Source organism: Actinomadura bangladeshensis, assembly GCF_004348335.1.
GTDB lineage: Bacteria > Actinomycetota > Actinomycetes > Streptosporangiales > Streptosporangiaceae > Spirillospora > Spirillospora bangladeshensis.
The window spans coordinates 1-16,598 of record NZ_SMJW01000063.1; the positions used below are offsets into that span (position 1 = coordinate 1).

Consider the following 16,598-nt stretch of genomic DNA (forward strand, 5'->3'; position numbering starts at 1 on the left):
GGATCGCGCCCGGCCGGGGCGGTGTGGCGGTGAAGTCGTGCAGGGCGCGGCGGCCGGCGACGGTGAGGGAGTACAGGCGCTTGTTGGGGCGGCGCTCCTGCTGGACGACGCGGGCCTGGATGAGGCCGCGGTCGGCGGTGGCGAGGTACTCGTCCTCGGTGCGGCCGTCCAGGACGCGGGCGCGGAGGCGTTCGAAGCGGGCGACCTTGGATTCGGCCCACGTCATGCGCTCGCGGATGGCGTTCATGACCGCGCGGGGGTCGCCCGCGTCCACGGCCTGCACCTGCACCATGAGCTCTTCGCGGATCGCGCCCGGCCGGGGCGGTGTGGCGGTGAAGTCGTGCAGGGCGCGGCGGCCGGCGACGGTGAGGGAGTACAGGCGCTTGTTGGGGCGGCGCTCCTGCTGGACGACGCGGGCCTGGATGAGGCCCTCGACCGCCATCTTGTCCAGTTCCCGGTAGAGCTGCTGCGGGGTGGCCATCCAGAAGTTGGCGGCCCCGGCGTCGAAGCTCTTCGCCAGGTCGTACCCCGATGCCTCGCCCTCCAGGAGCGTGGCCAGGACCGCGTTGCGCAGCGACATGACTCCGAGCCTAGCGGCGGTGATGGGTGCTTCGGCCATTAATCAATTTCGTGACTATCCGCATGCCCCGCCGTGCTGGACTACCGGGCCTGGCCAGGGCTAGTGTTATCCGCACCTAGTCAACAAGTTTCATATCGGGGGGTCCCATGCATCCGTTCCGCCGAGCGGTGGAGGCCGGCGACGTCGCGGCTCTGGAGGGGCTGTTCGCGGAGGACGCCGTGTTCACGAGCCCGGTGGTGTTCAGGCCGTACGAGGGGAAGGCGATCACCGCGGCGATCGTGCGGGGCGCGGCGAGGGTGTTCCAGGACATCCGCTACGTGCGGGAGATCGTCAGCGCGGACGGCCGCGACCACGCGCTCGTGTTCCAGGCGACGGTGAACGGCCTCCAGGTTCAGGGCTGCGATTTCCTGCACCTCGACGAGGACGGCCTGATCGACGACCTCACCGTGATGGTGCGCCCGCTCTCGGCCGCCAAGGCCCTCGCCGAGGCGATGGGCGCCCAGTTCGACCGGATCGAACGCGAGGCCTCTGGCGCACAGGCGACGGTGGCAGAGCCGCAGTAAGCGGAGTGTGCGGGGGTCAATGGGTGGGGCGGTCGAAGATCAGTTCGCGGCCGTCTTCCTCGTCCCACTGTTCGCCCATGTAGGTGAAGCCTTGGCCCGCGATCGTGGCGAGGGACGCCCTGTTGTCCGGGCTGATCGTGGCGCGGACGGTCGTGACGGCGGGCTCGGCGGCGGCGCGGTCGAGGAGCGCGGCGAGCATCGCGCGGGCGTAGCCCTTGCGGCGGTGGGCCGGGTCGACGGAGTAGGCGATCGTCAACGTGCCGTTCTCCGGTGCGCCGTGGAAGCCGGCGTGGCCGACGACGTGCCCTTCCGGCTCCGCGACGGCGGCCCGGACGAGCCAGGGGGCGTGGGAGGGGTCCCTGCCGAGCTGGGCGAGGCGGAAGGCCCAGAGCGACTTCGCCTCGTCGGTCGTGAAGTAGCCGGTGAGGGGGATTCCGGCTGCGGCGCAAGCGCGCGGCAGGTCGGCGTCCAGGAGTGCGGCCATCGCGGCGGGCGGGAGTTCTGCGAGCCTGATCGCGGGAGGCATAGGCGGCTCCTTTCGGGAGGGGGGCCGAGCCTACGGCCGGGCGTTCGGCGGGTGCGAGCGATTTACCGGCTCTTCGCGTGGTGGTCGGCGAGGCGGGTCAGCAGGCCGGTGAGCTGCTCGCGTTCGACCGGGGAGAGCGGCGCGAGCAGCTCGTCCTGGATGCCGGTCAGGACCCCGTCCAGTTCCCGGAGGTGGCGGGTGCCGTCCGGGGTGAGGGTGATGATGTTGCGGCGCCGGTCGGACGGGTCGGGAGAGCGGTCGACCAGGCCCTTGGCGGCGAGTTCGTTCAGGGCGGCGACGACGTCGCTGCGGTCGATTCCGGTGGTGCGGCCGAGGTCCGCCTGGCTGGACGGGCCGTACTCGGCGAGGGCGGCGAGCAGACGGTAGTGGTAGCCGCGGGCGCCGGCCGCGGCGAAGCCGGCGCCGACCAGGCGGTGGCTGTGCGCCGAGACGAGACTGATCAGCCAGCTCGGGGCATGCCGGAGGCGCGCGGGCGTCCGGGCGTCGGCCGTCATCATGCCGCTCAGTCTACGGGCTTGTTGGCACGGCCAACGAACGCTAGTGTTGGCCGCGCCAATGTTGGACAAGCCAATGAAAGAGTGGTCATGGACGATCGTCAGCAGCTGTCCGCGCTCGTCAGCCGCCTCGGGCGCTGGCTGGACGACAAGAACTTCGGCGACGGCCGCGCCCTGTTCACCGAGGACGCCGAGGTCCACACCCCCGGCGGCGTCTCGAAGGGCGCCGACGCCCTCATCGAGCAGGCGCGCCGCAACCACACGGTGCCGACCCAGCACTTCATCACCGACCCGCTCATCGACGTCGACGGCGACACGGCCGCGATCAGCGCGAACCTCCTCGTCGTCTTCGCGCACGAGGAGGGGCCGCGCATGCTGGGCGAGCGCTACGACCTGCGGGCCGCCCGGACGCCGGACGGCTGGCGCCTCTCCCGGATCCAGGCGCGTCCGGTCTGGGAGGTGGCGAACGCCGCCGACGCGGCTTAGGGGGACGTGAGCGTGTCGGACAGAGCGTGCAGGCGGGCTCGGGCTTCGGGGTCGTAGGCCTGGTCGTCGGCGCGGGCCTCGCGGAGGCCGTTGAAGAAGCGGCCGGAGACGTCGTCCAAGGCCGGATCGGTGACGAGGCGGTGCGTGGCCTCGACGCCCTCTTCGAGGGTGCTGGCCGGAGTGGACACCATCTTGGTCGGCATGAAGGTGGCCGGGTGCAGGGCGTTCGCGGTGACGCCCGTCCCGGCCAGCTCGTCGGCCAGGTCGATCGTGAACAGCACCTGCGCGAGCTTGCTCTGGCAGTAGGCGCCGAAGCTGCGGTAGCGGCGTTCGAGCATCACGTCGTCGAAGTCGATCGCCTGCTGGCCGAGGCTGCTGACGTTGACGATCCGGGCCGGGGCCGAGGCGGTCAGGGTCGGCAGCAGCAGCCGTGTCAGCAGGTATCCGGACAGGTAGTTCACGGCGAACGTCAACTCGTGGCCGTCCGCGCTCGCCGTCCACGCGTCCGGCCCGGCGATGCCCGCGTTGTTGACCAGCACGTCCAGACGCGGATGGTCGGCGCGGACGGCCTCGGCGAGCGCGCGGGTCTCGGCCAGCGACGACAGGTCGGCGCGGTACCAGGACGCCCGTCCGCCGATCTCCTGGAGGGTCGCCTTGCCGCGCTGGTCGTCCCGTCCGTGGACGAGGACCGTCGCGCCTTCGGCGGCCAGTTGCGCGGCCAGGGCGCGACCGAGGCCGTCGGTCGCGCCCGTGATGAGAATCGTCTGCTGATCGATGGGACGCATGTCCTCCATCGTGCTCGGCGCACGCCCCGACTGACAGTGCCGGTCAAGGACGGCCGAGGAAGTCCCGGATGAGCTTGACGAACTCGTCCGGCCGCTCCATCGGCACGACGTGCCCGGCGTCCAGCTCGACGTACTCGCTGCCGGCGATGCCCGCGGCCAGTTCCCGGTGGTTGGCGACCGGGACCGTCCGGTCCTGCGTGCAGCCGATGACCAGCGTCGGCGCCTCGATCTTCGCGAGCAGCTCCCGGATGTCGAGCCGCTGGAGGAGGTCGAGCTGGCGCAGCCGGGCGTCGGTGGGGCTCATGAAGCCGTGGAACTGCTCGACCGCCTCGTGCCCGAGGCCGGCCAGGAAGGGCGGGGTGTAGGCGGCCAGGGTCCCGAGCCGGCCGAATGCCTCGGGGTTGCCGGTGAGGCTGAGCCACGCGTCGACCAGCTGCCGGAGGTACTCGTCGCCGCCGTGCGCGAGGCCCGCGACGGGGACCAGGCGCCGGACGAGGTCGGGACGCAGCGCGGCGGCCGCGGCGGCCGTCGGCGCGCCCATCGAGAAGCCGACCAGGTCCGCCGGCCCGCCGCCGACGTCCTCGATCACGGCGTTGACCTGGGTGGCGAGGGCCTCGATGGTCAGCGGCGAGCCGTCGTCCTCGGCGACGTCGGAGCCGCCGAGGTCCGGCAGGATCACGGTGTGCCGGTCGCTGAACCGGTCGACGAGCGCGTCCCACATGCCGGCGCCGGGGCCGACGCCGTGGACGAGGACGAGCGCGGGCCCCGAGCCCTCCGTCCGGTAGCCGATTCGGGTGTTTCCAACGGTCAGGTGCGTCATGCCCCCGACGCTGCCAGCGCGCGGACGGCATGAGGAGCGGACCGCTCTTACTAGGACGAACGGTCCTAGCCTCAACCGGGGCCCGAGCACGGATCATGGGGGCATGGAGATGAACCGCCGCGACCTCGCCGACTTCCTCCGCCGCTCGCGGGAGCGGCTGCGCCCGGCGGACGTGGGCCTCGCGTCGGGCCCGCGGCGCCGGACGCCGGGGCTGCGCCGCGAGGAGGTGTCGCAGCTCGCGGGCATGTCCGCCGACTACTACATGCGCCTTGAGCAGGCGCGGAGCCCGCAGCCGTCCGCGCAGGTGTTGACCGCGCTCGCCCGCGCGCTGCGGCTGACCGGAGACGAGCGCGACCACCTGTACGTCCTCGCCGGGCACCGGCCGCCCGCCGGCCCCTTCGCCGGCGAGCACGTCCGGCCCGGCCTGCTCCACCTCCTGGACCGGCTGGACGAGACGCCCGCGCACATCATCGGCGACCTCGGGGATCTGCTCGCGCAGAACGCCATGGCCGAATCCCTTTTCGGGTGCGTCTGCACCGTCGAGGGGCCGGATCGCAACATCATCTGGCGGTGGTTCACCGACCCGTTCGTCCGGGAGGCGTACCCGCCGGAGGAGCACGAGCACTACAGCCGCCTGCACGTCGCCGACCTGCGCGCCGCCGTCGCCCGCCGCGGCGCCGACGAACCGGCGCGGGCGCTCGTCGGGCGCCTCCGGGAGGCGAGCGGCGAGTTCGCGCGGCTCTGGGACTTGCACGAGGTCGCCGTCCGCCGCACCAGCCGGATGCGGGTGCTGCACCCGGAGGTCGGGCCGATCGAGTTCGATGCGGAGGTCCTGCTCACTCCGGCCGAGGACCAGCGCCTCGTCGTCTTCACCCCGCCGCCCGGCACCGCGGCGTCCGATGCCCTCGCGCTGCTGCGCGTCATCGGCCCCGAGACCGCGCACCGCAGCCACGTCCACCCCTGAGCGCTCCCGCAGGCGGTCAGGTGGACGGCCGCAGCCGCCAGAGCGACGTCGTTTCGGCGGCGCGTGCGGCGTGCAGGGGGTCGTCGGGGTCGGCGGCGCGCGGGTGGACGGGACGGGTGTCCAGCCTCCCCGCGACATCCAGACCGGACGACGCGAACAGCGCGCGGAGTTCGTCCCGGGTGCGGAGGCCGAGGTGTTCGGCCAGGTCGGACAGGATCAGCCAGCCTTCACCGCCCGGTTCCAGATGGTCGGCGAGGCCGCCGAGGAATCCGCGGAGCATGCGTCCGCCCGGGTCGTAGACGGCGTGTTCGAGGGGCGAGCTGGGCTTGGCGGGCACCCACGGCGGGTTGCAGACGACGACCCCGGCACGTCCCGGCGGGAACAGGTCGGCCTGGACGACCTCGACCTCGCCTTCCACCTTCAGCCGGTTGATGTTCTCCTGGGCGCAGGCAAGCGCGCGCGGGTCGAGGTCAGTGGCGACAACGCGCTCCACACCGCGACGGGCCAGAACCGCCGCGAGGACGCCCGTCCCCGTTCCGATGTCGAACGCCGTCGCCGTCGAGGGAAGCGGCGCCTCGCCGACCAGGTCGACGTACTCCCCTCTGATCGGCGAGAACACCCCGTAGTGCGGGTGGATCCGGTCGCCGCCCAACGCGGGGATGGGGACGCCCTTCTCGCGCCATTCATGGGCGCCGATCACGCCCAGCAGCTCGCGCAAGGAGACGACGTACGGCTGGTCGTCCGGCCCATACGCCTCCGTACAGGCGTCCTGCACGGAAGGTGCCCGGCGTAGCGGGATCACGTGTCCCGGGTCGAACGGGATGAGCAGCATGCCGAGCGTCCGCGCGCGCTGGGCTCGTGCCTGCCGGTGGAGGTGGAAAGCCTGCACCTGGGACGGTTCCGGCTTGCGCTTGCGCCGCCGCGGCGGGCGGTCGATCCGCCGCGCCATCGCCTGGAGGAGCTGCCGGGCGTTCTGGAAGTCGCCGCGCCACAGCAGCGCGGTGCCCTCGCAGGCCAGCCTGTAGGCGTCGTCCGCGCGGGTCTCGTCGTCCGCGACCACGACGCGGTGGGGCGGCGGGGCACCGCTCTCCGACCGCCAGCGGACGCGATGATCCCGGCCGCCCTCCCGCCAGGAGATGTCGTCCACGAGCAGTACGGTATCGGGGTGCGTCTACCTGGGCCATTGCATGTGCTGAACGAGGGCCTCGCCTTCCTGCTGGAGGTCGCGGCCATCGTCGCACTGGCCTGGTGGGGCTTCACGGCCGGCGGGAACATCCTCGTCAACATCATCCTGGGCGTGGGCGCGCCGGTGGCCGCGATGGTCGTGTGGGGCCTGTTCGCCGCGCCCCGCGCCCGCTTCAAGGTCGCGCTACCGCTCATCCTCCTGGTGAAGGCCGCCGTCTTCGGCGCGGGCGCACTGGCGTTCTATGGCGTGGGCCATCCCGCAGTGGCGGTGGCGTTCGCCGTTGTGGCCGTCCTCAACACCACCCTGGCGACGCTTGACCGCGAAGCCCATTTCCGCACTGCCGTCTAGCCGAGGTCCGCGCTCGACAGGTGGGTGGACGTCTCGGCCAGCTTCTTGAGCGCCGCCTCCGAAGGCGAGCCCGGCTCGGCCGCGTACAGCATCAGGCGGCTGAGGTCGGGGTCGCCGGGCAGATGCAGGGTCTCGAACGGCAGGACGAGCCGTCCCACCTGCGGGTGGTCGATGCGGGCCTCGCCATGGGTCAGGTCCGTGACGTGGTGGTCGGACCACATCCCGGCGAACTCGGGGGCGCGCTCCCGCAGGCAGTCGATCAGCGCGCGCAGGCGCGGGTCGTCCGGGTCCTGCCCGGCGCGGAACCGCAGGTAGGCGACATTGCGGCGCGCCACGACCGGCCAGTTGCCGCCGAGCCGGGCCTTGTAGTCGGTGTTCAGGTGGATCTGGTGCGACCAGGTCCGCTCGTCCGGCGGGACGTTCGCGAGGTCGACGAACACGGCGGCGGTGAGGCGGTTCCAGGCGACCACGTTCGTGTAGTGGCCGACGATGTAGGCGGGCGCGTGCGTGATCGAGTCGAGCAGATGGCGGAGCGGGGTCCGCAGGCGCGGCGGTTCCGCGACCGGCGCGCGGCGCGGCGGGTGCGCGAGGCGGTGCAGGTGGGCGCGCTCGTCGCCGTCCAGCCGCAGCGCCGCCGAGACCGCGTCGAGGACCTCGGCCGAAACGCCGTCGGCGGTGCCCTGTTCGAGCCGGATGTAGTAGGCGACGCTGACGCCGGCGAGCTGCGCGAGCTCCTCGCGCCGCAGCCCGGGGACGCGCCGCCGCGTCCCGTACGAGGGGACGCCGACGTCCTCGGGCCGCAGCCGCGCCCGCCGCGACCTGAGGAACTCGCCGAGTTCGGTGGTGCGCGCCATGCCGCCGAGGCTACCGGCGGCGGCTGCGTTACGGTTGCTCCGCACTTGTCCGGGTGAGGGAGGCGGGGGCCGGATGTACCCACAGCGGTTCGGGACCTACGAGTTGCTGTCCGAACTGGGCGAGGGCGGGATGGGCACCGTCCATCTGGGGCGGGCGCCGGACGGCCGGATCGTCGCGCTGAAGACCATGAACCGGATCGCCTTCCGCAGCGAGGACGGGCACCGGAGGTTCGAGCGGGAGACCGCCGCGCTGCGCAAGGTCACCGACCCGCATGTCGCCGCGTTCGTCGACGCCGACCTGGCGGGCCCCGCCCCCTACCTGGTCACCGAGTACGTCCAGGGACGTCCGCTGGACGCGGTCGTGTCGGCGGGTCCGCTCGGGCGCGACGGCCTCCGCCGGCTCGGTCTCGGCCTGGCGCGGGCCCTGCGCGCCCTGCACGCCGCGGGCCTGATCCACCGGGACGTGAAGCCGGCCAACATCATCATGGCGGGCGGGGAGCCGGTCCTCATCGACCTGGGCATCGCCCATCACGTCGACAAGACCCGGATCACGACCAGGAGGATCGGCACGTGGAGCTACATCGCCCCTGAGCTCGTGGAGAACAGGAAGCCCACCGAGGCGGCGGACGTGTTCTCCTGGGGCGCGGTGATGGCCTACGCGGCGACCGGCCGGCCGTGCTTCACGGCGGACTCGGAACCGGCGATCATCAACCAGATCCTGACCGTGGAACCGGACATCTCCGGTGTCCCCGGCTGGCTGCGCGGCATCGTCGGCCGGTCGCTCGCCAAGGACCCGGACCACCGGCCGTCCGTCCGGACGCTGTGCGAGGCGCTGGCGGACCGGCCGCACGTGGAACTGCTCCGCACCGCCTACCTGGACGCGCGGGACGAGCACGAGCACGCCCGCGCCGAGGGCATCGCGTTCGGCCTGCACGCGATCGCCGTCGCGGCCGGGGACGCCGCGCTCGCGGCGAGCAGCCTGCTGGACCAGGCGCACGCCGCACGCTACTCGGGCCGGTTCGACCGCGCCGAGACGCTGTTCGAGCAGGCACGGGGCGCCTGCGCCGCCGTCCGAGCGCGCCAGGATGAGGGCTGGGCGTGGGACGGCATCGGCGTCTGCCGGCACCGGCGGGGCGAGTACGAGCCGGCGGGGGAGGCGTTCGCCGCGGCGCTCGCCATCGCCGAGGAGGTCGGCGACACCGTGCTGCGCGCGTGGAACCTGTGCAACCTCGGCAGCCTCGCGCTGCGTCGCGGCGATGACGCGGAGGCCGCCGCCCGCTACGACGCGGGGGTGGCCGCGTCTGGAGCGCATCCGGACATCCAGATCGAGGCGCTGAACGGCAGGGCGCGCTGCGCGCTGGCGCAGGACGAACCCGAGGCCGCGGAGTCGCTGTACCGGCGTGCCGCCCACACCGCGAAGGAGATCGGGGACGACCGCCGGGAGGGGTGGGCCTGGTACGACCTCGGCGAGTCCGCGCGCGGGAGGAAGAGGTTCGACGCGGCGAGGGAGGCGCTGGAGAGCGCCCTGGACATCGCCACCGAGCGCGGCGACCGCCTCATGGAGGGCTGGACCCGGTGCAAGCTCGGCGGGTGCCTCCGCGACACCGATCGCCGAGACGAGGCGATGGCCATGTACGAGCAGGCCCGCGACATCGCCGATCTTCTGCACGACGAGAAGATGAGGGACTACGCCACGACCCGTCTGGATGCGCTGACCTCGTCGTCCTGAGTCCTGCTACTGGGAGTGGTACGACCGGGCGGGGGCTGGGTAAGCGCGCCCTACGGCGCGATCGTCGCAGGCATGACCGCACTCACCACCGACGTCTCCGCCCCCACCGAGCGGATGTCGTCGCGGCACAAGCTGGTACTGACCCTTCTGCTCGGCGCGCAGTTCATGCTCGCCATCGACTTCTCCATCCTGAACGTGGCGTTGCCCGTCGTCGGCAGGGGCCTGGGCTTCAGCCTGGACGACCTGCAGTGGATCGCCACGGCGTTCGCTCTCCCCGCCGCCGGTTTCACGCTCCTGTTCGGTCGCGTGGCCGATCTGTTCGGACGGCGCCGGATGCTGCTCACGGGCATGGCCCTCTTGGCCGGAGGGTCGCTGATCGGCGGGCTGGCCCTGTCACCGGCGATGCTGCTGTTCGGGCGCGTCATGCAAGGACTGGCCACGGCTATCGCGACACCGGCGGCCTTGTCGCTGATCACGACGTCCTTCCCGGAGGGACCGCTCCGGACGCGGGCACTCGGACTCAGCGGTGCGCTCATGTCGGCGGGGTTCACCGTCGGCGCGATCCTCGGCGGCGTGCTCACCGACCTGCTGAGCTGGCGCTGGGCGTTCCTGGTCAACGTTCCGGTCGCGGTGCTGATCTTCGCGATCACGCCGGTCGTGATCGGTGAAAGCCGGACGCGAGACAGGGCGAAGTTGGACGTTCCAGGCGCGGTGACCGTTACCGGTGGGCTGCTCGCCCTCGTGTACGGGATCACGGCGGCCGGATCGCGGATGTCGCCGGCCGCGATCACCGCGCTCGGGGCCGCGGCCGTCCTGCTGGTGGCGTTCGTGCTCATCGAGCGGCGCGCACCGGCCCCGCTCGCGCCGCTGCGCGTGCTGACCCGCCGGACCGTCACCTGGGGCAACGTGGGCGGGTTCGTCGCCTTCGCCACCGAAACATCGCTGGTGTTCCTGCTGACGCTCTACTTCCAGAAGGTCCTGGACTTCTCGCCGCTGGCCACGGGCCTCGCACTCGGCGTCCTCGGCGCCGGAACCTTCGCCGGCGGCGTCGCCGCGCCCCGGATCATGGGTCGGCTCGGCGGCCGGGCGACGCTCGTCTCCGGGCTCGTCCTCCAGGCCGCGGCGACGGCCGTGCTCCTGGGGCTCGGCGACTCGCGCGGCGGCCTCGGCCTGCTGCTCGCCGCCACCGCGATCGGCGGCTTCGGGAACCTCGTCGCGATCGTCGCGTTCATGGGGATCGCGACGTCCGGGCTGCCGGACGGCGAGCAGGGCCTCGCGACCGGCCTCGCCACCATGACGCAGCAGGTCGCGATCACCCTCGGCATCCCGGTGATGAGCGCCGTGGCCACCGCGAACTCGTCGGTGCTGGGCGGCGTCCACACCGCGATCGCGGTTAACGCCCTGATCGTCCTCGCCGGAGCGGCCCTCACCGGCACCTTCCTGCGCCGGCCTGAGTGGCGGTGACGATGATGTCGTTTTCTCGCTAGTGGGTGCGTGCCGGCATCGGTGATGCTGGGTGCATGCACGAGGACGTGGAGAGGTGCGTACGGGCCGTCCAGTCGAAGGACGCCCGCTTCGACGGATGGTTCTTCACCGGGGTGGTGACCACCGGGATCTACTGCCGTCCGAGCTGCCCCGTCGTCCCGCCCAAGCCGGAGAACATGCGCTTCTACCCCAGCGCGGCGGCGGCCCAGCAGGCCGGTTTCCGGGCCTGTAAGCGGTGCCGGCCGGACACGTCCCCCGGCTCCCCCGAGTGGAACCACAGGGCGGACGTCGTCGCGCGGGCCATGCGCCTCATCGCGGACGGTGTCGTCGACCGGGAGGGCGTGCCCGGCCTTGCAACACGGCTCGGCTACAGCACACGTCAGGTCGAACGGCAGCTCAATGCCGAACTGGGCGCAGGTCCACTCGCTCTAGCGCGAGCCCAGCGTGCCCAGACGGCGCGGCTCCTCATCGAAACGACTGCCCTTCCCATGGGGGATGTTGCTTTCGCCGCCGGGTTCGCCAGTATCCGCGCCTTCAACGACACCGTCCGTGAGGTCTTCGCGCTGACGCCCTCCGCCCTGCGCGACCGTGTTGCCAACGGGCGGCCACCGGCCGGCTCAGGCGTACTCTCCCTGCGGTTGCCCTTCCGTGCGCCGCTCTGCCCGGACAACCTCTTCGGCCACCTCACGGCCACCGCCGTCCCGGGCGTGGAGGAATGGCGGGACGGCGCGTTCCGTCGCGCCATGCGGCTCCCCCACGGACACGGCATCGCGACCCTCCGGCCCCAGCCCGACCACATCGCGTGCACGCTCAACCTTGCCGACCTGCGCGACCTCACCATCGCGATCAGCCGCTGCCGCTGGATGCTCGACCTGGACGCCGACCCCGTCGCCGTGGACGACCTGCTCCGCACCGACCCCGTGCTCGCCCCGCTGGTCGACGAGGCCCCTGGACGGCGTGTACCGCGCACCGTGGACGCCCCCGAGTTCGCCGTCCGGGCCGTCCTGGGGCAGCAGGTGTCGACGGCCGCCGCCCGCACCCACGCAGGACGCCTGGTCACCGCCTACGGCGACCCCATCGACGACCCAGGCGGCGGGCTGACGCATCTCTTCCCGGCACCGTCTGCCCTAGCCGAACTCGACCCGGAGGACCTGGCGTTCCCGAAGACCCGTCGCACAACGCTCATCACCCTTGTGGAAGCACTGGCGAACGGGAAGGTCGACCTCGGCGTAGGGAGCGACTGGGAGGAGGCCCGCGCGCGCTTGGCCGAACTACCCGGCTTCGGTCCGTGGACCATCGAGACCATCGCGATGCGTGCCCTCGGCGACCCGGACGCGTTCATCCCAGGCGACCTGGGAATCCGGGCCGCCGCCAGGTCCCTCGACCTCCCGAGCACCCCGGCCGCCCTCACGCGGCGCGCCGCCCAGTGGCGTCCTTGGCGGGCCTATGCCGTCCAATACCTGTGGGCCACGGGCGACCACCCCATCAACCTGCTTCCGGCACACTGAGGAGCCTCATGCCTGCACACGTCATCCTGGACAGCCCCGTCGGCCCTCTCACGTTGGTCGCCACAGGCGGCGCCCTGTCCGGGCTCTACATGGAGAAGCAGCGGCACCTGCCGGCGGAGGAGACCTTCGGCGCACCCGGCGACCCGGACACCGAACCCTTCGCCACCGTCGCCGCACAGCTCACCGCGTACTTCGCGGGGGAGTTGACCGAGTTCGACGTGCCGCTCGACCTCCACGGGACACCGTTCCAGCAGCGCGTCTGGACGGCGCTCCAGGAGATCCCCTACGGCGAGACGACGACCTACGGTGAACTCGCCGCCGAGTTGGGCAACCCGTCCGCGTCCCGTGCGGTCGGCCTCGCCAACGGACGCAACCCGGTCGGCGTCATCGTCCCCTGCCACCGGGTCGTCGGCTCCACCGGCTCCCTGACCGGCTACGGCGGCGGCCTCGACCGCAAGCGCTACCTCCTCGGCTTCGAGCGCAAGATCCGCACCGGAGCCGGCGAGGCGATGCTCTTCTGAGCTCTTCTGACTCTTTGTCAGTGGCGGCGGCTAACGTGCTCGACGTAGACGTTCACCGTGGGAAGGGTGACCGAGGTGGAGTTCCGAGTCGACCGGCAGACGCTCGCCGACGCCGTCGCGTGGGCGGCGCGGACGCTGCCGACGCGCCCAGCCCTGCCCGTCCTCGCGGGCATGCTCATCGAGGCCACCGACAAGGGCGAACTGACCCTGGCCGGGTTCGACTACGAGGTGTCCGCACACGCCCGTGAGGACGCCACCGTCACCGAACCGGGCCGGGTGCTCGTCCCGGGCCGCCTGCTGTCGGACATCGTCCGCAATCTGCCGCCGCATCCGGTGGAGGTCTTCACCAAGGGCTCGGAGGTCGTCGTCCGGTGCGGCCCGGCCGAGTTCGGCCTGCTGACGCTGCCGGTCGAGGACTACCCGACCCTCCCCGAGCCGCCCGCCCGCGCCGGCACGATCCCCGGCGACCTGTTCGCCACCGCGGTCGCCCAGGTCACCCCGGCCGCCGGACGCGACGACACGCTGCCGATGCTCACCGGCGTCCGCATCGACATCGAGGGCGACACGATGTGGCTCGCCTGCACCGACCGCTACCGCATCGCCGCCCGCGAGCTGACCTGGTCGCCCGACGACCCCACCTTCACCGCCGGCGTCGTCGTCCCCGCCCGCACCCTCGCCGACACCGCCAAGGCGATCAAGCGCGGCGCGGACGTCGCCATCGACCTCGGCGGCACCGCCGACACCCTCATCGGCGTCTCCGGCGGCGGCCGCAGCATGACCAGCCGCCTGCTGGACGACCAGTACATCAACTACCGGTCCCGGCTCACCGGCACCTGGTCGTCCGTCGCCGAGATCCCCGTCGCCCCGTTCGTCGAGGCGATCAAACGCGCCGCGCTCGTCACCGAGCGCGGCACCCCCATCCGTCTCGCCTTCACCGCCGACGAGGTCCGCATCCGCGCCGCCACGGGCGACTCCGCCCGCGCCAACGAGGCCCTCTCCGCGACCCTCACCGGCGACGACATCGACATCGCCTTCGCCCCCCAGTACCTCCTGGACGGCCTGGCCAGCATCGACACCGAATACGCCCGCCTCGAATGCGCGGGCCCCACGAAGGCCGCCCTCCTGACCGCCATCCCCGACAAGAAGGACGACGAGGAGACCCCACCCGAAACCGACACGGGCTACCGCTACCTGGCCATGCCCGTCCGCCTGACCTCCTGAGCCGCGCCGCCATCGGCCCACCCGGAACGGCGCCCGCCGCGGGGCTCGACGTCATGACCCGGGCCACCGCGCCCCTGCCCAGGGCGGGGACGGGGTCAGAGGTCCAGGACGGCGAGGACGAACCGAACCTCATCCTCACTCGCGTTGCCGTACGAGTGGGGGCGGTCGCCGACGAACACGGCCGCGGCTCCCTCCTGGACGAGGTCCGTGCGGCCGTCGACACCGAGGGTCAGCGTGCCCTCCTCCACGTAGACGATCTCCTTGGTGCCGGGCACGTGCGCGTCGCTCTCCCGCGTCTCACCGGGCTGGAGCACCCAGTTCCACAGTTCCAGCGACGGCCGCGGGTCGCTTCCGGCGAGCAGCGTCCCCGTCCCGCCGTGCTCGCCCTCCCACAGGACGACATGCCGCTCGGGCCGGAACATCCGCACCGGCGGCTCCTCCTCCACCTGCACCAGCCGCGTCAGCGGCACGCCGAGCGCGTCCGAGATGCGGATGAGCGTCCCGAGGTTCGGGTTGCCGCGCCCCTGCTCCAGCCCGACCAGCACGCCCTTGCTGACCCCGGCGCGCCCGGCGAGCTCGTCCAGGCTCCACCCGTGTCCGGCCCGCAGTGCGCGCACGGTCCGCGCCACGGCCTCCCCGATCGCCTCCTGCCCGCCCATCACCCTCCAGCCCTATTCGGCGTTGCCGCCAGACGAACGGAGGCCCTCCGCCAGTGACGGCGCGCGCCTCGCCCACTCCACACCGATCAGTCTCCCGCAGTCCCAAGCCGGCCCCCACGCAACCGTGACGTGGTTGGCATCGCTTGCCGCTTGTCGTCCCGCGCGCACACAGTGCGGCGCCGGACGGCGTTGGAGCGCCTCGCTGCACGATGACGTTATCGCTGGTTGCGAAGGGCGTCGGTCGGTATAGTGGTATGTGGATGTCATTAAAGTGACCGGTGGAGGGGTTCGGATGTTGGAGCGGGTCGGGGTGGACGAGGCCGTGCTGGAGTTGCGGCCGGACTTCGCCGTGCTCGTCATGACCGCCGAGGGCCTGGCGAACGGGCTCAGCGATCGGGTCTCCGAGGGGTGGCTGGCCGAGGCCGCGGGGAAGGCGGACGCCGGGGACCCGCATGTGGAGGCGTGGCGCGAGGCGTACCGGGCGTTCGGGGCCAAGCCGCAGCGGACGCGCCCGTCGGTGGACGCCCTGCTCCGGCGTGCCGACGCGCTCCCGTCCATCAACAGGGTCGTGGACGCCTACAACGCGGTGAGCGTCGAGTACGCGCTTCCGATCGGCGGCGAGGACCTCGACGCCTACCAGGGGCCCGCCCGGCTGGTCAGGGCCACCGGGGACGAGCCGTTCGACGTGGTCGCGGGCGGCGAGCCCGCCGTGGAGCACCCGAACGCGGGCGAGGTCGTCTGGCGGGACGACGCGGGCGTGACGTGCCGGCGCTGGAACTGGCGGCAGTGCGTCCGCACCCGGCTGACCGAGGACACCAAGAACGCCCTGTTCCTCCTCGAGCGCCTGGAGCCGTACCCGATCGAGCGGCTGACCGAGGCCGGCGACCGGCTGGCCGAGCGGCTCCGCGTCGTCACGCCGGACGTGCGGATCGAAAGCCGGCTCATCGGCGGGCGGTGATGGTCACCGTCCTCGCGCTGAGCGCCGCGCTGGCGTACGGGGTCGCCGACTTCCTCGGCGGCACCGTGACCCGCAGAGCGACCGCGATCCGGGCCCTGACCTGGTGCGTTCCGATCGGCCTCGCGGTCGTCCTGGTGTCGGCGCTGCTCAGCGGCGGCAGCCCGAGCACCGGGCCGATGACGTGGGGTCTCGTCGCCGGCATCTCCGGCGGCGCCGGTCTGATCACCTTCTACCGGGCGCTGGCGCGCGGCCCGATGAGCGTGGTGGCGCCGGTGTCGGCACTGGCCGCCGCGGTCCTGCCCGTCGGCGTGGGCATCGCGGAAGGCGAGCGGCTCGATGCGTCCGTCCTGGTCGGGGTCCTGCTGTGCCTCGTGGCGATCGCCCTGGTCAGCATGGAGGCGGACGACCCGGCGAGAGCCGCGGCGCCGCGCGCGGACGGCTGGCGGCGGCTCCTCGACTCGGGCCCGGTCATGGCCGGCGTATCCGGTATCTGCTTCGGCGTCTTCTTCGTCCTGCTGAAGGAGGCCGGGGACGGCAGCGGCCTGTGGCCCATCGTCGGTGCGCGCCTTGGCAACCTGGTCATCGTCATCGCCGCGCTGCTCTTCCTGGCGTTCCGCGGCGGCGACAAGGGCCCGCGCGTGTCCGGACGGACGCTGATCGGGCTGGCGCTCCTGTCCGGCAGCCTGGACGCGGGCGCGAACGTCCTGTACTTCCTCGCCGTCCACGACGGCATGCTCAGCCTGGCCGCCGTCCTCACGTCCCTCTACCCGGCCATCACGGTCCTGCTCGCAAGAGTCGCCTACAGCGAACGCCTACGCACCGTCCAACGCGTGGGCATGGCCATAGCCGTCGCCGGCGTAGCCCTCGTCACGGTCGGCTGAGACGTCGGT

19 protein-coding genes are annotated in these 16,598 nt (G+C 72.4%); 11 read left to right on the plus strand and 8 right to left on the minus strand.

Translation table 11 applies throughout. The annotated features are described in order from the left end of the window. Positions 1-580 (minus strand): PadR family transcriptional regulator (locus E1284_RS14800; protein WP_131939653.1); only part of this gene is annotated, 580 nt, incomplete at its 3' end. A 146-nt stretch (positions 581-726) separates the two neighbouring features. On the opposite strand from E1284_RS14800, the gene E1284_RS14805 reads away from it, so the two are divergent. Then, complete coding sequence (locus E1284_RS14805) at positions 727-1,143, plus strand: nuclear transport factor 2 family protein (protein ID WP_131939654.1); 417 nt, start codon at positions 727-729, stop codon at positions 1,141-1,143. 16 nt (positions 1,144-1,159) lie between these two features. Here the strand turns inward: E1284_RS14805 and E1284_RS14810 are convergent, their stop codons facing one another. After that, entirely contained in the window at positions 1,160-1,669 is a 510-nt protein-coding gene (locus E1284_RS14810) for a GNAT family N-acetyltransferase (protein ID WP_207923755.1), read from the minus strand. 62 nt (positions 1,670-1,731) lie between these two features. Then, a complete protein-coding gene (locus E1284_RS14815) occupies positions 1,732-2,187 on the minus strand; it encodes a MarR family winged helix-turn-helix transcriptional regulator (protein ID WP_131939655.1) in 456 nt (151 codons plus the stop codon). Positions 2,188-2,274: 87 nt separating this feature from the next. Between E1284_RS14815 and E1284_RS14820 the strand changes: the two genes are divergently transcribed. Continuing rightward, positions 2,275-2,670 carry a nuclear transport factor 2 family protein gene (locus E1284_RS14820; protein WP_165965270.1) on the plus strand — a complete coding sequence of 132 codons (396 nt, stop codon included), beginning with the start codon at positions 2,275-2,277 and terminating at the stop codon, positions 2,668-2,670. On the opposite strand, the gene E1284_RS14825 is transcribed toward E1284_RS14820, so the two are convergent. Together E1284_RS14825 and E1284_RS14830 are read right to left on the minus strand one after the other, a co-directional pair. Next, a complete protein-coding gene (locus E1284_RS14825) occupies positions 2,667-3,455 on the minus strand; it encodes an SDR family NAD(P)-dependent oxidoreductase (protein WP_131939657.1) in 789 nt (262 codons plus the stop codon). The two genes, E1284_RS14820 and E1284_RS14825, sit on opposite strands and share 4 nt — an antisense overlap. Before the next feature lie 43 nt (positions 3,456-3,498). Continuing rightward, on the minus strand, positions 3,499-4,275 hold the full coding sequence (locus tag E1284_RS14830; protein ID WP_131939658.1) for an alpha/beta fold hydrolase: 777 nt from the start codon (positions 4,273-4,275) through the stop codon (positions 3,499-3,501). Positions 4,276-4,378: 103 nt separating this feature from the next. Between E1284_RS14830 and E1284_RS14835 the strand changes: the two genes are divergently transcribed. After that, a complete protein-coding gene (locus E1284_RS14835; RefSeq protein ID WP_131939659.1) occupies positions 4,379-5,239 on the plus strand; it encodes a helix-turn-helix transcriptional regulator in 861 nt (286 codons plus the stop codon). Positions 5,240-5,255: 16 nt separating this feature from the next. On the opposite strand, the gene E1284_RS14840 is transcribed toward E1284_RS14835, so the two are convergent. Beyond that, the gene (locus E1284_RS14840) at positions 5,256-6,386 is read right to left on the minus strand and encodes a 50S ribosomal protein L11 methyltransferase (RefSeq protein ID WP_207923756.1); all 1,131 of its coding nucleotides are present in this window, start codon (positions 6,384-6,386) and stop codon (positions 5,256-5,258) included. A gap of 42 nt (positions 6,387-6,428) precedes the next feature. Between E1284_RS14840 and E1284_RS14845 the strand changes: the two genes are divergently transcribed. Beyond that, positions 6,429-6,773, plus strand: a complete 345-nt coding sequence (locus E1284_RS14845) for a YrdB family protein (RefSeq protein WP_243714486.1) — start codon at positions 6,429-6,431, stop codon at positions 6,771-6,773. On the opposite strand, the gene E1284_RS14850 is transcribed toward E1284_RS14845, so the two are convergent. Continuing rightward, positions 6,770-7,627: a helix-turn-helix transcriptional regulator gene (locus E1284_RS14850; protein ID WP_131939662.1), complete on the minus strand. Its 858-nt coding sequence runs from the start codon at positions 7,625-7,627 to the stop codon at positions 6,770-6,772. The two genes, E1284_RS14845 and E1284_RS14850, sit on opposite strands and share 4 nt — an antisense overlap. 73 nt (positions 7,628-7,700) lie before the next feature. Here E1284_RS14850 and E1284_RS14855 point away from each other — a divergent pair, with 73 nt between their 5' ends. From E1284_RS14855 to dnaN, 5 genes are all read left to right on the plus strand, one after another. Next, positions 7,701-9,356, plus strand: coding sequence for a serine/threonine-protein kinase (locus tag E1284_RS14855; RefSeq protein WP_165965271.1), 1,656 nt, complete (start codon positions 7,701-7,703; stop codon positions 9,354-9,356). A 72-nt stretch (positions 9,357-9,428) separates the two neighbouring features. Further along, entirely contained in the window at positions 9,429-10,820 is a 1,392-nt protein-coding gene (locus E1284_RS14860; RefSeq protein WP_131939664.1) for an MFS transporter, read from the plus strand. 56 nt (positions 10,821-10,876) lie between these two features. After that, on the plus strand, positions 10,877-12,349 hold the full coding sequence (locus tag E1284_RS14865; RefSeq protein WP_131939665.1) for a DNA-3-methyladenine glycosylase 2 family protein: 1,473 nt from the start codon (positions 10,877-10,879) through the stop codon (positions 12,347-12,349). An 8-nt stretch (positions 12,350-12,357) separates the two neighbouring features. Next, complete coding sequence (locus E1284_RS14870) at positions 12,358-12,870, plus strand: methylated-DNA--[protein]-cysteine S-methyltransferase (RefSeq protein ID WP_131939666.1); 513 nt, start codon at positions 12,358-12,360, stop codon at positions 12,868-12,870. Between the two features lie 75 nt (positions 12,871-12,945). Beyond that, positions 12,946-14,091 carry a DNA polymerase III subunit beta gene (gene dnaN / locus E1284_RS14875; RefSeq protein ID WP_131939691.1) on the plus strand — a complete coding sequence of 382 codons (1,146 nt, stop codon included), beginning with the start codon at positions 12,946-12,948 and terminating at the stop codon, positions 14,089-14,091. Between the two features lie 95 nt (positions 14,092-14,186). Here dnaN and E1284_RS14880 read toward each other — a convergent pair whose 3' ends face one another. Beyond that, positions 14,187-14,750 carry a helix-turn-helix domain-containing protein gene (locus E1284_RS14880; protein ID WP_131939667.1) on the minus strand — a complete coding sequence of 188 codons (564 nt, stop codon included), beginning with the start codon at positions 14,748-14,750 and terminating at the stop codon, positions 14,187-14,189. 292 nt (positions 14,751-15,042) lie between these two features. Between E1284_RS14880 and E1284_RS14885 the strand changes: the two genes are divergently transcribed. Together E1284_RS14885 and E1284_RS14890 are read left to right on the plus strand one after the other, a co-directional pair. Further along, positions 15,043-15,708 (plus strand): B3/B4 domain-containing protein, encoded by a 666-nt coding sequence (locus E1284_RS14885; RefSeq protein WP_131939668.1) that lies wholly within the window; start codon positions 15,043-15,045, stop codon positions 15,706-15,708. Beyond that, complete coding sequence (locus E1284_RS14890) at positions 15,708-16,589, plus strand: EamA family transporter (RefSeq protein WP_131939692.1); 882 nt, start codon at positions 15,708-15,710, stop codon at positions 16,587-16,589. The genes E1284_RS14885 and E1284_RS14890 overlap by 1 nt, the downstream gene beginning before the upstream one ends. The last annotated feature ends 9 nt before the right edge of the window (positions 16,590-16,598 follow it).

Excerpts from the sequence above, each read along its gene's own strand:
- E1284_RS14805 (WP_131939654.1), top strand. The coding sequence starts at position 727 with ATGCATCCGTTCCGCCGAGCGGTGGAGGCCGGCGACGTCGCGGCTCTG.
- E1284_RS14810 (WP_207923755.1), bottom strand. The coding sequence starts at position 1,669 with ATGCCTCCCGCGATCAGGCTCGCAGAACTCCCGCCCGCCGCGATGGCC.
- E1284_RS14815 (WP_131939655.1), bottom strand. The coding sequence starts at position 2,187 with ATGATGACGGCCGACGCCCGGACGCCCGCGCGCCTCCGGCATGCCCCG.
- E1284_RS14820 (WP_165965270.1), top strand. The coding sequence starts at position 2,275 with ATGGACGATCGTCAGCAGCTGTCCGCGCTCGTCAGCCGCCTCGGGCGC.
- E1284_RS14825 (WP_131939657.1), bottom strand. The coding sequence starts at position 3,455 with ATGCGTCCCATCGATCAGCAGACGATTCTCATCACGGGCGCGACCGAC.
- E1284_RS14830 (WP_131939658.1), bottom strand. The coding sequence starts at position 4,275 with ATGACGCACCTGACCGTTGGAAACACCCGAATCGGCTACCGGACGGAG.
- E1284_RS14835 (WP_131939659.1), top strand. The coding sequence starts at position 4,379 with ATGGAGATGAACCGCCGCGACCTCGCCGACTTCCTCCGCCGCTCGCGG.
- E1284_RS14850 (WP_131939662.1), bottom strand. The coding sequence starts at position 7,627 with ATGGCGCGCACCACCGAACTCGGCGAGTTCCTCAGGTCGCGGCGGGCG.
- E1284_RS14855 (WP_165965271.1), top strand. The coding sequence starts at position 7,701 with ATGTACCCACAGCGGTTCGGGACCTACGAGTTGCTGTCCGAACTGGGC.
- E1284_RS14860 (WP_131939664.1), top strand. The coding sequence starts at position 9,429 with ATGACCGCACTCACCACCGACGTCTCCGCCCCCACCGAGCGGATGTCG.
- E1284_RS14865 (WP_131939665.1), top strand. The coding sequence starts at position 10,877 with ATGCACGAGGACGTGGAGAGGTGCGTACGGGCCGTCCAGTCGAAGGAC.
- E1284_RS14870 (WP_131939666.1), top strand. The coding sequence starts at position 12,358 with ATGCCTGCACACGTCATCCTGGACAGCCCCGTCGGCCCTCTCACGTTG.
- E1284_RS14880 (WP_131939667.1), bottom strand. The coding sequence starts at position 14,750 with ATGGGCGGGCAGGAGGCGATCGGGGAGGCCGTGGCGCGGACCGTGCGC.
- E1284_RS14885 (WP_131939668.1), top strand. The coding sequence starts at position 15,043 with ATGTTGGAGCGGGTCGGGGTGGACGAGGCCGTGCTGGAGTTGCGGCCG.
- E1284_RS14890 (WP_131939692.1), top strand. The coding sequence starts at position 15,708 with ATGGTCACCGTCCTCGCGCTGAGCGCCGCGCTGGCGTACGGGGTCGCC.